This window comes from Alishewanella sp. HL-SH05 (assembly GCF_052655985.1).
In genome coordinates this window covers 2,660,372-2,673,926 of sequence record NZ_CP199753.1, presented here as the reverse complement: position 1 = coordinate 2,673,926, position 13,555 = coordinate 2,660,372, and the positions used below count along the sequence as shown (strand labels likewise).

Here is a 13,555-nt window from a genome sequence, read left to right as displayed (position 1 = left end):
AATAAATCGTTATTTACGCTATTTAATTACCATGTTAAAAAACATGAATTGTAACAATTATCTGCTAACTTACTGATTATATTTTTATTTTATTTTTGGCATAGTGGCTGCAATCAATATCTATAATACGTTTATAGTGCAAGGAATGGAAAAATGCAGGCGAAATTAGCGTTAATGGCGGTGGTGTTACTCGGTAGCGTAGTTTTAACAGGATGCAATAAGGCGCAAAGTAGCCCGAACAGTACCGCCGCCGCAGAGGTGGCGATCCCAGTAGAAACGTCACGTTCGCGTTTAGGGGCCATCAGTAGCAGTTATCGTACAACAACCACATTAACAGCGCGGGCTGAAGCCGACATGATGGCGAAAAGCACCGGTATCGTGCAGCAAGTGCTCGTAGAAGAAGGCGATCAAGTTAAAGCGGGGCAATTGTTAGCGGTTTTAGAAAATGAGCGGCAACAACACTTGTTAGCCAAAGAGCGGGCCGAGTTAGGCCGCTTAGAATCTGAATTAAGCCGCATGCATGAAATGCATCAGCGCAAATTGGTCAGTACCGACGTGTATGAAAAACTAAAATGGCAAGTCTCGGCCATGCAAGCCGGCGTTGCACTGGCTGAGTTAAATTTGCGAGAAACCGAAATTCGCGCACCGTTTAACGCAGTGGTGGCACGGCGTTTTGTTAAAACCGGCCAATTGATTAACCAATTGGCGCCAAATTCACTGTTTTATTTGGTCAGTGAAAGCGAATTAGAAGCGGTGGTGCATTTACCTGAGCAACAAATGCTGCAAGCGAAAAGTGGCCAAGCCGCCATACTAAGCTTTGCTGGCGTACCCAGTGTTACTGCCAGTATTAGTCGCGTCGCGCCTGTGGTCGATGCCAGTTCCGGTACGGTGCGTACCACGCTGATTATTGATAACCAAGCACGGCAGCTCAAAGCCGGCATGTTTAGTCAGGTAGAGATCCAATTTGATACCCGAGAACAGGCACTGTTAATCCCTAAGCGCGCGCTCATTACCTTAGATAATTTAGCCGGTGTGATGGTGTTAGATGCCGACAATCGGGTGCAACGTCGCCAAGTGTCTTTGGGCTATACCGCAGATCATATGGTCGAAGTGCTAGACGGTTTAAACGTAGGCGATCAAGTAGTGGTAGCGGGGCATGCCGCACTTAAAGAGCAAAGCTTGGTTAAAGTGGTTTCTGAGCGCGAATTCTAACAAGGACGTTAATCATGAGTTTGGTCAATACTGCTGTAAACCGGCCGGTTACCGTCTGGATGTTTACCCTCGCCATTGTATTATTTGGTTTAGTGTCGGTCGGTCGCTTAGCGGTTAATTTACTACCCGATCTGTCCTATCCTAGCTTAACGGTACGTACTACCTATATAGGCGCGGCCCCAGCTGAAGTAGAGCAACTGGTCAGTAAACCGGTTGAGGAAGCGCTGGGCATTGTTAAAGGGGCTCGTAAAGTCACGTCGGTATCTCGAGCTGGGCGCTCTGACGTGGTACTGGAGTTTGATTGGGGCACGGACATGGATCTGGCGCTGTTAGAAGTGCGAGAGAAGCTGGATGTGTTGTTCTTACCCTTAGATGTTGATAAACCGTTATTACTGCGTTTTAACCCCAACCTAGACCCGGTGGTGCGGCTGTCGTTGTCGAAAGCCAACATGAGCGCAGCAGAGCTGGTCAGTATCCGTACCTTTGCCGAAGAAGATTTGCGCCGAAAACTGGAATCGTTTAGCGGTATTGCCGCGGTGCGCCCTGACGGGGGGTTAACCCAAGAAATTCAGATTTTGGTGGATCCACAAAAGTTAAGTCAGCTGCAACTTGATATCAGCGTTATTACTCAGCGTTTGAAAGCTGAAAATATCAACTTAGCCGGCGGACGTTTAGAAACCTCGTCTTATGATTATCTGGTTAGAACCATTAACCAATTTGCTGAGCTGCAAGAAATTGAAAATCTGTATTTAACTACGGTTGGCAACAGCCAAGTTCGCCTAAAAGATGTGGCCGAGGTGCGAGATGCCTTTGCTGATCGGCAAAGTATCAGTTACATCAATGGCAGTCAGGCCATTGAGCTGGCTATTTATAAAGAAGGCGATGCCAACACGGTGCGCGTGGCTGAAGGGTTATTAGCGCGTTTGCCTGAGCTACGTAAAATGCTGCCGCCAGGCTATCAGCTAGAGGTGCTATCTGATCAATCTCAATTTATTAAACAAGCCATCTCCGATGTAAAATCTGCTGGTATGGTCGGCGGTTTGCTGGCGATGTTAGTGCTGTATTTGTTTTTACGAAATGCTTGGGCCACCTTGATAATTTCGGTTTCCATTCCGGTTTCGGTGATTGCGACCTTTAATTTGATGTACGGTCAGGGTATTACGCTGAACATGATGAGCTTAGGCGGTATTGCCTTGGCGGTTGGTTTACTGGTCGATAATGCCATTGTGGTTTTAGAAAATATTGCTCGGCACAAAGAGCTGGGCTTGTCAGGTAAAGCCGCCGCAGAAAAAGGTGCCGGTGAAGTGGCGATGGCGATTACTGCCTCTACTTTAACCACGGTAGCCGTGTTTTTCCCCTTGGTCTTTGTTGAAGGTATTGCCGGGCAACTGTTTCGTGATCAAGCCTTAACCGTGACCTTTGCTTTGTTAGTGTCGCTGGTGGTGGCTTTGACGTTAATTCCAACCATGGCAGCGCGCAGTCGCAAAACGGCATTAACTGAGGGCGAGCAAGAACTTAAAGCTTTGTCGTCATTAAAACCCACGCGTTGGTATCACTGGCCACTATTGCCGCTGCGCTTGATCGGTCGCGGCTTATACCTTGTACTATTATCGCTGGTTAGCGTGCTGAGCCTGCTATTTAGTCTTATTGCAAAAGGCTTGTATTGGCTCTGTCGCCCTGCCGTGTTGTTGGTGCAATGGGTATTAAGTGTAACAGAGCAAAGCTATCTGAAAGTACTTCGTGCTGCGCTGCGGGCGAAAACGCTGACTTTACTCGTTACTTTTATTGCTGCAGGGGCCTGCTTTAGCTTATTACCGCGCTTAGGCGCGGATGTACTGCCACAACTTAGCCAAGGTGAATTTTATGTTGATGTGCAATTACCGGTGGGCTCGGCAATTGAGCAAACGGATGCACTGTTAAAGCAGCTAGCTAAGCAATTAGAGCAATATCCGGTGGTGGCGCGCAGCTATGGTTTAGCCGGTACTGGCGCGCAAATGACAGTTGATCCCGCCATTGGTGGCAGCCATTGGGGCCGTTTACATGTGGTGTTAACCGATGAGAGTAGTGCTGCAGACGAGCAATTATTGCAAGAAGAGCTGCGCCGCAGTTTAGCCTTACAGCCAGGGGTAAACGCGCACTTTGACCGGCCGCAGTTGTTTAGTTTTAGCACGCCGTTAGAAATTGAAATTAGTGGTTATGATTTAACCCAGCTAGCCGAATCGGCAGAGCGCTTGCAGGGCTTATTAAGTGCCGATCAGCGTTTCACGGATGTTAAATCGAGCTTACGGCCAGGCCAGCCTGAGATTACGCTGTATTTTGATCATGCCCGTTTGGCGCAATTAGGCATGACAGCACAGCAGGTGGCCAAGCGTGTCGCAACCTATATCGGCGGTGAAGTGGCTGGGCAGTTTTCGGTAAATGATCGGAAAATTGATATTCGCGTGCGCTTAGCCGAGCAATATCGGCAATATGAATTACAACTGGCGCAACTGATCATCAACCCAGGTGCTGCCGAGCCCTTGCCGTTAAGTGCCGTTGCGCAAGTGCGCCGTGAAGTGGGCCCAAGCGAAATTACCCGAGTTGGCCAGCAGCGGGTTGCCATTGTTACGGCCAATTTAGCCTATGGTGATTTAGAGCAAGCTACAGACCGTGCTAATACACTGTTACAGCAACTGGTGTTGCCGCCAGGTCAAGTAGTGCAGGTGATGGGCCAAAGCGAAGAAATGGCCCGCGCATACAGCTCTTTGCTGTTTGCGTTGTTATTGGCCGTGTTCTTGGTGTACCTAGTAATGGCCTCGCAGTTTGAGAATTTACTGCAACCCTTACTGATTTTATTTACGGTGCCGCTAGCAGGAGCAGGGGCGGTGTTAGGTTTGTGGCTAACAGATACACGGTTATCAGTGATTGTATTTATTGGTTTAATTATGTTGGCCGGTATCGTAGTAAATAACGCCATTGTACTAATTGACCGCATCAATCAATTGCGAGCGGAAGGCCAAGCGATGACCGAGGCCATTATACTGGCTGGGCAAAGTCGTTTACGCCCCGTGTTGATGACCACTTTAACCACGGTGCTCGGTTTATTACCACTGGCGCTTGGTACTGGCGAAGGCAGTGAAATTCGGGCGCCGATGGCGATCACGGTCATTTTCGGCTTAAGTTTAGCCACCTTATTAACCTTGGTGTTTATACCAGTGCTGTATAGTTTTCAGCAAAACCGCCAAAGCGCTGTTGTTACGGAGGCGCAAGTATGAACACTGAGCAACCTACAACAGAAAAACCCTTAGGGTTAACCCGGTTAGCCTTGCGTCGGCCGGTGACTATTTGCATGTTTTTTATTTCGCTTCTGTTACTCGGTGGTTTAGCCAGCAGGTTATTGCCGCTAGAGATGCTGCCGGGCATTGATGTGCCGCAATTATATGTCACCGTGCCGTATCCTAATGCTAGCCCTGCTGAAGTAGAGCGTTTAATTACCCGCCCTTTGGAAGAAGCATTAGCTACAGTCAGTGGGATTAAGCGTTTGCGCAGTTTTGCCAATGAAAACAGCGGTGATGTATCGCTTGAGTTTCGTTGGAGCGAAAACATTAGCAGCAAGGGCTTAGAGGTACGCGAACGTCTTGATAGTATTCGGCATTTGCTGCCAAGCGATGTCGAGCGCGTGTTGCTGTTTCAATTTAACACTAGCGATTTGCCGATTTTTCAATTACGCATTTCTTCTGAGCGCGATCTGGCGATGGCCTACGATTTGCTGGAGCAGCAAATTAAACGGCCATTAGAGCGCGTGCCGGGCGTATCAAAAGTGGAATTATACGGTGTTGAAAAACGCCAAGTCATTATTCGCCTTGATCCCGACAAATTGCGCGCTCTGAATGTTGATGCCAGTAGTTTACTGGCGCAATTACGCGGCAGTAACTTTTCGTTAAGTGCCGGCGAGTTACGTAATCCAGAGCAAAGTGTGTTAGTGAAACCACTGGGTGAGTATCAAGATTTAAGTGAGATCGCTGCTTTGCCGATACGCCCCGGTTTGCAACTGCGTGATCTGGCCAGCGTTGAACTTGAGTTGCCTAAACGCCAAGAAGGCCGCCATTTAAATCAAACCTACGCGGTTGGTATGAACGTGTACAAAGAATCGGGTGCTAACCTAGTGGATGTTGCCGCTGCCGCCATGCAAGTTGTGGCAAAGGCTGAAGCGAACCCGGCGTTTAATGGCATCAATTTATTTGTGATGGATGATTTGGCCGACAGCGTGACAACGTCGTTGCGTGATTTATTAATGGCCGGTGCCATCGGCGCTTTGCTGTCGTTTATTGTGTTGTTTTTATTTTTACGGCATTTAACCACCACCTTAATTGTGGTGTTATCGGTGCCTGCGGCCATCGTGATTGCGCTGGGCGCCATGTATTTTATGGGCTACAGCTTAAATATTCTTAGCATGATGGGCTTAATGTTAGCCATAGGTATGCTGGTTGATAATGCGGTAGTGGTCACCGAAAGCATCTTTCGGGAACGTGCAGCAGGCGGCGATATCCGCGCGGCGACCGAGCGGGGAGTAAAGCGCGTTGGCTTGGCGGTATTAGCGGGTACCGCCACCACGGCGATAGTGTTTTTACCGAATATTATTGGTGAAAAGATGCAGCTGACCATCTTTTTAGAGCATGTCGCCATTGCCATATGTTTATGCTTGGGCATTTCTTTATTGTTAGCCTTAACCCTGATCCCGTTGTTAACCACCAAATTAAGTGTGCAGCCACAACCGCAACAAACCGCTTCAGCCTTAGAGCAGTTTTATCATCGTGCGCTGACACTGGTGATGAATTGGCCAAAAACAGCCAGTGTTGCCGCCTTGTTGGTGCTAGCCAGTGCGGGCTTACCCTTTTCACAAATGGGTACTAGTAGTGATGAAGACCAGGATAATAGCCGCTTGTACCTAAATTACAATGTGCAAGGCAATTACAGCCTAGAAGAAGTGCGGGCAGAAGTGTCAACGATGGAAGCGTTTTTATACAGTCGTCAGGCAGAGTTTGGTATCGCTTCTGTATACAGTTATTATCGTGCTGGGCATGCCATGTCGATTATTCTACTGAAACCTGAGCTTGAAGTGCCCTTAGCGCAACTAAAAGAGCACATTCGCGCCGACTGGCCAACGTTGGTGCGTTCGCAACCTTCATTTAGTTTTGGTAATAATAACAATGCGTTGCAGCTACACTTATTAGGCAATTCGACTGAGCGTTTATTAAGCTTGGCGGGTGAGATCCAACCGCTGTTACAAAGCTTGCCCAGCCTAGCCGAAGTGAGCTCTGATTTGGCGAAAGGTCAACAAGAAATTCAAATCATACTTAAACGTGCTGAGCTGGATCGCCTTAAATTGGCGGCCGATCAGGTAGCGAATGCCGTTGCGTTAGCGTTACGTGGGGTCAATTTACGTACCTTTCGTAGCAGTGAGCAGGGGGAGCTGTTGATCCGCTTGATTTACGATGAGCGCATCAGCCAATCACCGGCCGAGCTTGCTGCCTTGCCCGTGGCGGTGGTTAACGGTGTCAGTATTTCATTGTCGCAGGTGGCGGAATTAAAGGTGATGCCACGGTTACAGTCGATCCAACGCTTCGAACGGCAGACCGGCATAGCATTGCAATTAGCATTACAGCCGGAGGTTAAAAACGAAGAGGCGAGAGCGCAAATCGATCAGTTAATGCAACAGGTGCAATTACCCGATGGTTATCGTTGGTCTTATCAAGGCGGCTTTGTACGGCAAAACGAAGAGCAGCAAGTGATGATGGTGAATATGTTGCTGGCGCTGGCGATGATTTACATTGTAATGGCGGCGTTATTTGAATCGTTATTACTGCCCAATGCGGTGATCAGCAGCCTGTTGTTTTCTTTTGTTGGGGTGTTTTGGACATTCTGGCTCACCGGTACCAGCATGGGGGTGATGGGCATGATTGGTATGCTGGTATTAATGGGTATTGTGGTGAATAACGGCATCGTATTGGTTGATCGTATTAATCAAGATCGGCAATTACAGCCTGATATGCCGCTAAAAACTTTGATTGTAGAAGCCTGTACTTTACGGCTGCGGCCGATTTTAATGACGGTATCGACCACGGTGTTGGGTTTAGTGCCCCTGGCGTTAGGCGGCACTTCGATTGGCGGTGACGGCCCTAGCTATGCACCGATGGCCTTAGCGATCATCGGTGGCTTGTTATTCTCTACCTTAACGAGTTTGCTGCTGGTACCGTTAAATTATTATGGCTTGATAAAGTTACGCGCCGGTTGTGCGCAGTTGTTACTGCGCAGTCAGCGTTGGCAACATCGGTTATTGAAAAGAGCTTAACCTTTAACTTTGGCTGAGTGGGTGGCGAGCACGTTGCCGACTCAGCCAAAGGCCAAATATGATAATTAAAAAGCTTGAACCCAAGCTACCGCCACCACGGTAATGGCTGCTTTTGACAATTTGGATATCCTCTGGCCGTGCTTTTAAACGCTCGGTAAAGCGCTGTAATTCAGTTTCTAAATTGCTGATCATATCTTCACTGGCGGCAGCAAAGCCGGCGCTACTATCAAGCCGTAGTTCTTCACTTAAATTAATGGGTGTGGAGCGCCCTTGTATTTGGCTGACGCCCGGAGCTCGAAATAACAACTTACGACTGTCGATGGCATAAACCGCCGTGTCCATTAACGTGCTGGTATCGTTTTTTTGCCCCGATACTAAATAAGCACCTACCAAGGTCCAATAACTCAGCGCCGCTTTGGATTCGTCACTAAACTGCACTTGATCAAACGATACTAAAGCAATGACATCGACACCAAACATGGTTTTTAGTTGATCAAGATTGGTAAAACTACCTTGCGGCCGCAAATAGGCGCTGGGGATCACTTGAATATCGCCAATAAAGTCACGTTCTCTAAATTGTGCAGCAATGTTATCCAAAATTTGCATCTTGGCCGGCTCGGTCAGCAGGTTGGCACCAGTGTTTTGCCACGCCCAAGGATTGTCGCCACGTTGATGACTGCGATCAGCCGGTATAAAGGCAATACCCAAACGAATAGGTAATTGTAAAATCGGTGTCGCTGGGCTGATCATCACTTCATTTTCAGTGGGGTAGAGGTACTCGACCACGCTACTGCGACTGCCCATTTGCTGGCTGGCGCAACCGGTTAAACTGCAAAGTAGGGCAAGACTAATGCTGATGTGACGAATTGATAGAGCCATAATAGCGTCCTTTAGGTTGAGCAGGTTTGCTTACGCATTAAACTAGCAGGCAAGTGAACATAGCGCTACTTAAAAAATAAAAGCAGCAACATTTATCGCTTTTGGTAGCGTAATACGCTACTTTTAAGGCTGGGTATAACAATAGCTGATCTTCCGATGCAACAAAGTAACGCATTAATTAAAGTGATAAAACAGGCCTTAAAACAGCATGGTTTTACTTACCAACAGGTTGCGGCTCATCTTGAGCTGACTGAAGCCAGTGTAAAACGGATGTTTTCCCAGCAACAGTTTACGCTGGCGCGCATTGAAAGCATTTGTCAGCTGATGGCGCTCGATTTTACAGATTTGCTGCGTTTATTAGAGCAAGCCCAGTGGCAGGTGACGCAACTGAGTGAACAGCAAGAGCAGCAGTTAACTGAAGATCTGACCTTGTTAGTGGTGGCGGTATCGGCGTTAAATCATTGGACGATGCAAGACATGCTGCAGTGGTATCAACTGACGCCAACTGAATGTTTGCAAAAGTTGATTAAATTAGACCGTTTAAAGTTGATTGAACTGTTACCGCAAAACCGCATTAAATTAAAAGTTGCCCCCAATTTTAGCTGGCGTAACGATGGTCCCATTCAACGCTTCTTTCAACAGCAATTGGCAACTGATTTCATTCATCATCGTTTTAACGGCGATCAAGAATGCTTACTGGTATTAAATGGCATGTTGTCGGTATCGAATAACGCTGTGTTTCAACGAAAACTGAAACGTCTAGCTAATGAATTTAATGAATTAGTTCAACAAGACAGTCAGTTGCCGCTCAGTCAGCGCCATGGCAGTAGCGTGGTTCTAGCGTTACGCGATTGGCGTTTTGGCGCTTTGCAGCGGTTATTACGCCAAGATAATCCAAGCTAAACGTGCTTTCAGCCACCGTTCAGCCTTAAGCGCGTAAAACACAGATCAGACCACACTCAGAGACAGCTCCGACCACACTCAGACACCGGTATGAGCTCTGAGCTCTGGCCGCACTCAGAGACAGGTTGGACCACACTCAGAGACAGGTTGGACCGCACAGGTTGGACCACACTCAGAGATTGGTCGGTGGTGTAGTGGAGCAATTTACTTAGATAGTGAAGAGGTTTTTATGCGAATGAAAGTATTAGCGCTGATGTTGCCGTTGTTTGGCTTTAGTAGTGTGTTGTCGGCTGCTACCGTGATTACTGAGCAAAACATTAGTCGCTTAGAAGCGGTTTTACCGCAATTGGCGAAAATTGAGCAGGACAGCCCCGCGGAGTTAAAGCGGTTAAGATTACAGCCACATTGCAACTGGCCACAGCATGTTAGTGAGTTACAAGCGAAAGAAAGCGGTAAAGAGTATGTGGCGCAGATGCAAAAAATTTTGGCCGCGCACCAGCTTACTCCGGCAGTCTTTTTAGAGTTAACCGCGAAAGGGGCTTGGCCGGTTCTGCAATCGATGCAGCCGATGTTGAATCTGTCACAGCAGTCGTTGCCGTTTTTACCGCAAGCGCAGCGCGATCAAGTTGAAAAAACCTTGGCGCAAACCAGTCATATGCAAAAAGTGATTCAGCCGTGTTTAACCAGCGAAGACTTGGCGGCCTTGCAGCAACACCAGCAGCGCTTCATTAATTTAGCGGTCAGTATGCCAGGCTTGGCGATATAGTTTTGACTGTCTCTCGGCATTTAGCGCCGCCTAGCGATGTCGTTCGTTGCTGAAGAGTATCGCGCCAAGGTCGCGAGCTAATGCAGCATCTTGCCAATATGACTGGCTAAAGTGAGTTAATGAACGGTTGGATTGAGTAGCCTGTTATCTGAGCTGTTATAGTCCAACGGTTCAATATGTACTGTTAATTGCACACCTAAGCTGAGTAATTGTTGCTCGGCAGCATCAGCTAATTGATGCGCACGCTCGACACTCCAGTCACCGGGTACCAGTAAATCCGCTTGCGCAAACGCTTGGGTGGCGGCAGCGCGGGTGCGTAAATGCGTAAACTGCGCCTGGTGATTACCCAGCTCGACAAAAATTTGTTCAATTGTGGCAATTTGTTCTGCAGTCAAGGCTCTGTCCATTAAGCCATTTATCGCCTTGAATAAAATACTGCCGCCTTCACGCAGGATATGCAAGGCCACCAATATTGCCACCAAGGCATCCAACCAAATAAACCCCGTTAATGCCGCTAACACGACCCCGATAACCACGCCAGCAGTGGTCCAAACATCGGTTAACAAATGTTTGCCATCACCCTCTAAGGCCGGCGATTGATGTTGTTGACCACCTTTAACCAGTAGTAAGCCCACAGCGAAGTTAAGCAAGCTGGCCAGCACGGTTAGTGCGATGCCGATATTTAAAGCCAGTAGAGGTTGAGGATTGAGCAAACGCTCAATGGCGGTAAACATAATCGCCAACGCCGCCAGAAAAATCATGCCGCCTTCAAAAGCGGCTGAGAAGTATTCTGCTTTGCTGTGGCCAAAAGGATGGTGTTCATCAGCAGGGCGTTTGGCCAGTGTTACCATCATTAGCGCAAAACTTGCGCCCGCGACATTCACCAGCGACTCGATAGCGTCAGATAAAAAACCCACCGAATCGGTTAAATACCAAGCCAGGATTTTTAACGCCATGGTTAAAAAACCGGCAAGTAGCGACAGTAACAGCAATTGACGTGGGCGTAAGTTAGACATCAGCTAAAATCGTTCATACTAAAAATTCAGTGTAGTCCCGCGAAGCGGTAAAGTCATGCGGCTTATTCGCCTTTCAATCGTACACCCTGTATAATATGCGGCCTTGTAACACTCAGGTGCTGTAATTATGTCCGCGACTACTGTAAATCTTCGTAAATCTGCTCCGGTAGCCCGGATGGCGCCTGAGCGCGATCTGTTTTCTTACCCAAAATACTGGGCCGAATGTTACGGCACCGCGCCTTTTTTACCGATGTCTCGCGCCGAAATGGACAAATTAGGTTGGGATAGCTGCGACATTATCTTAGTGGTTGGCGATGCTTATGTTGATCACCCCAGCTTTGGGATGGCAGTAGTTGGGCGTATGCTAGAAGCACAGGGTTATCGCGTGGGGATTATTGCCCAGCCCGATTGGCATAGCAAAACCGACTTTATGCGCTTAGGCAAACCTAATCTGTTTTACGGTGTGTCTGCCGGTAATATGGACTCGATGATTAACCGTTATACCGCCGATAAAAAATTGCGGCATGACGATGCTTACACCGCCGGCGATATTGGGGGTAAAAGACCGGATCGCGCGGTAATTGTTTATACCCAGCGCTGTAAAGAAGCATACAGTGATGTGCCGGTTATTATTGGCGGTATTGAAGCCAGTTTACGCCGTATTGCCCATTATGATTATTGGTCTGAGAAAGTTCGTCGTTCAGTTATTTTTGATGCCAAAGCTGACATCTTAATTTATGGTAATGCCGAGCGGCCGTTAATTGAAGTAGCCTACCGCCTTGCAAGTGGTATTCCGGTAGCCGATATTCAGGATGTACGCGGTACTGCGGTGATCCGCAAAGAGCCTCTGCCGGGCTGGCGCGGCGTAGATTCCACCGCCATTGATAAAATTGGCAAAATCGACCCGATTCCCAATCCTTACGGTGCTGATGATGTCGGCTGTAGCAGTTATTCTGAATTTGCCAAAGCCGGTATTGATTTAACTAAACCGGCAGAAGTGGAAGCCAAACCTATCATGGTGCAGGCACCACGGCAAAAACCGTGGGAGCTGACTTACGTCAAGCTTCCGGCGTTTGAGCAGGTGAGTGTGAATAAGCCGTTATATGCCCATGCCTCACGTATTTTGCATCAAGAAACCAATCCGGGCTGTGCGCGCGCCATTATGCAGCGTCATGGTGATCGGCATATTTGGGTAAATCCTGCGGCTTTTCCGCTGAGTACCGAAGAGATGGATCTGGTGTTTGGTTTGCCCTATCAGCGTATTCCGCATCCGGTGTATGGTAAAGCCAAGATCCCTGCTTATGAAATGATTAAAACCTCAGTGAATATTATGCGAGGCTGTTTTGGTGGCTGTTCGTTTTGTTCCATTACTGAGCACGAAGGCCGGATTATTCAAAGTCGCTCGAAAGAGTCGATAATGCAAGAGATCAAAGACATTCGCGACAAAGTACCGGGTTTTACTGGCGTCATCTCCGATTTAGGTGGGCCCACGGCCAACATGTATCGCTTAAATTGTAAAAACCCGAAAGCAGAGCAAACTTGTCGTCGACCTTCTTGTGTCTATCCAACCATCTGTGAGCATATGGATACCGATCAAAGCCCGACGGTAGAGTTGTACCGTGAAGCGCGTAATATCGAAGGCATCAAAAAGGTGCTGATTGCCTCGGGTGTACGTTATGATTTGGCGGTAGAAGATCCTAACTATGTGAAAGAATTAGTGCAGCATCATGTCGGCGGTTATTTAAAAATTGCCCCTGAGCATACCGAAGAGGGCCCATTAAGTAAGATGATGAAGCCGGGTATGGGCGCGTACGATAAATTTAAAGAGATGTTTGATCGCTTTAGTAAAGAAGCGGGCAAAGAGCAGTACCTGATCCCGTATTTTATTGCCTCGCATCCTGGCACCACCGATATGGATATGGTGAATTTAGCCTTATGGTTAAAAGAGCGTGATTTCAGATTAGATCAGGTACAAAACTTTTATCCAAGCCCGATGGCCAATGCCACCACGATTTATCACACCGAGATGAATTCGCTGAAAAACATTAATAAAGCGAATAAAGAAGCAGTGCCGGTACCCAAAGGTGAAAGGCAGCGCCGTTTACATAAAGCCATTTTGCGTTATCACGATCCAAAAGGCTGGCCAAGTATTCGCGAAGCACTAACGAAGATGGGTTTACAGCATTTAATTGGCCGGGGCAAAGACTGTTTAGTGCCACCGGAAGGCAAAGATGAGCAACAGCGCAAACCTCTTCGGGGGGGAAGCCGGCGTTAACGCGGCACACGGGGTTAAATCCGGCGGCAAAAGCCACGCGTGCCGATAATACGGGCAAGCCTAAAGCCAAACAGAACGGCCAACAGCCAGCTACGCCAGCAAGCACTCATGGCCAAACAGCGGCGAAACCAAAAGCAAAGCGCCCACAAAACGGCAAAGCGCAACGCGGTTAG

7 protein-coding genes and 1 pseudogene are annotated in these 13,555 nt (G+C 48.1%); 6 read left to right on the top strand and 2 right to left on the bottom strand.

The window, feature by feature from the left end; genetic code table 11:
- The first annotated feature begins 153 nt into the window (after positions 1-153).
- The 3 genes from ACUJFL_RS12190 to ACUJFL_RS12180 are packed head-to-tail and all read left to right on the top strand — an operon-like array spanning position 154 to position 7,543.
- Positions 154-1,212 (top strand): efflux RND transporter periplasmic adaptor subunit, encoded by a 1,059-nt coding sequence (locus tag ACUJFL_RS12190; RefSeq protein ID WP_445424984.1) that lies wholly within the window; start codon positions 154-156, stop codon positions 1,210-1,212.
- A 14-nt stretch (positions 1,213-1,226) separates the two neighbouring features.
- The gene (locus tag ACUJFL_RS12185; protein ID WP_445427625.1) at positions 1,227-4,466 is read left to right on the top strand and encodes an efflux RND transporter permease subunit; all 3,240 of its coding nucleotides are present in this window, start codon (positions 1,227-1,229) and stop codon (positions 4,464-4,466) included.
- The gene (locus ACUJFL_RS12180; RefSeq protein WP_306178248.1) at positions 4,463-7,543 is read left to right on the top strand and encodes an efflux RND transporter permease subunit; all 3,081 of its coding nucleotides are present in this window, start codon (positions 4,463-4,465) and stop codon (positions 7,541-7,543) included. Before ACUJFL_RS12185 ends, ACUJFL_RS12180 begins: the two co-directional genes overlap by 4 nt.
- 3 nt (positions 7,544-7,546) lie before the next feature.
- On the opposite strand, the gene rhlP is transcribed toward ACUJFL_RS12180, so the two are convergent.
- A complete protein-coding gene (gene rhlP, locus ACUJFL_RS12175) occupies positions 7,547-8,422 on the bottom strand; it encodes a rhombotarget lipoprotein (protein WP_445427624.1) in 876 nt (291 codons plus the stop codon).
- A 156-nt stretch (positions 8,423-8,578) separates the two neighbouring features.
- On the opposite strand from rhlP, the gene ACUJFL_RS12170 reads away from it, so the two are divergent.
- Together ACUJFL_RS12170 and ACUJFL_RS12165 are read left to right on the top strand one after the other, a co-directional pair.
- Positions 8,579-9,325 (top strand): helix-turn-helix domain-containing protein, encoded by a 747-nt coding sequence (locus ACUJFL_RS12170; protein WP_306178250.1) that lies wholly within the window; start codon positions 8,579-8,581, stop codon positions 9,323-9,325.
- Positions 9,326-9,554: 229 nt separating this feature from the next.
- Positions 9,555-10,091, top strand: coding sequence for a hypothetical protein (locus ACUJFL_RS12165; RefSeq protein WP_306178251.1), 537 nt, complete (start codon positions 9,555-9,557; stop codon positions 10,089-10,091).
- 116 nt (positions 10,092-10,207) lie between these two features.
- On the opposite strand, the gene ACUJFL_RS12160 is transcribed toward ACUJFL_RS12165, so the two are convergent.
- On the bottom strand, positions 10,208-11,107 hold the full coding sequence (locus ACUJFL_RS12160; protein WP_445427623.1) for a cation diffusion facilitator family transporter: 900 nt from the start codon (positions 11,105-11,107) through the stop codon (positions 10,208-10,210).
- A 175-nt stretch (positions 11,108-11,282) separates the two neighbouring features.
- Here ACUJFL_RS12160 and ACUJFL_RS12155 point away from each other — a divergent pair.
- Positions 11,283-13,555, top strand: a pseudogene (locus ACUJFL_RS12155) (YgiQ family radical SAM protein).

Excerpts from the sequence above, each read along its gene's own strand:
- ACUJFL_RS12190 (WP_445424984.1), top strand. The coding sequence starts at position 154 with ATGCAGGCGAAATTAGCGTTAATGGCGGTGGTGTTACTCGGTAGCGTA.
- ACUJFL_RS12185 (WP_445427625.1), top strand. The coding sequence starts at position 1,227 with ATGAGTTTGGTCAATACTGCTGTAAACCGGCCGGTTACCGTCTGGATG.
- ACUJFL_RS12180 (WP_306178248.1), top strand. The coding sequence starts at position 4,463 with ATGAACACTGAGCAACCTACAACAGAAAAACCCTTAGGGTTAACCCGG.
- rhlP (WP_445427624.1), bottom strand. The coding sequence starts at position 8,422 with ATGGCTCTATCAATTCGTCACATCAGCATTAGTCTTGCCCTACTTTGC.
- ACUJFL_RS12170 (WP_306178250.1), top strand. The coding sequence starts at position 8,579 with ATGCAACAAAGTAACGCATTAATTAAAGTGATAAAACAGGCCTTAAAA.
- ACUJFL_RS12165 (WP_306178251.1), top strand. The coding sequence starts at position 9,555 with ATGCGAATGAAAGTATTAGCGCTGATGTTGCCGTTGTTTGGCTTTAGT.
- ACUJFL_RS12160 (WP_445427623.1), bottom strand. The coding sequence starts at position 11,107 with ATGTCTAACTTACGCCCACGTCAATTGCTGTTACTGTCGCTACTTGCC.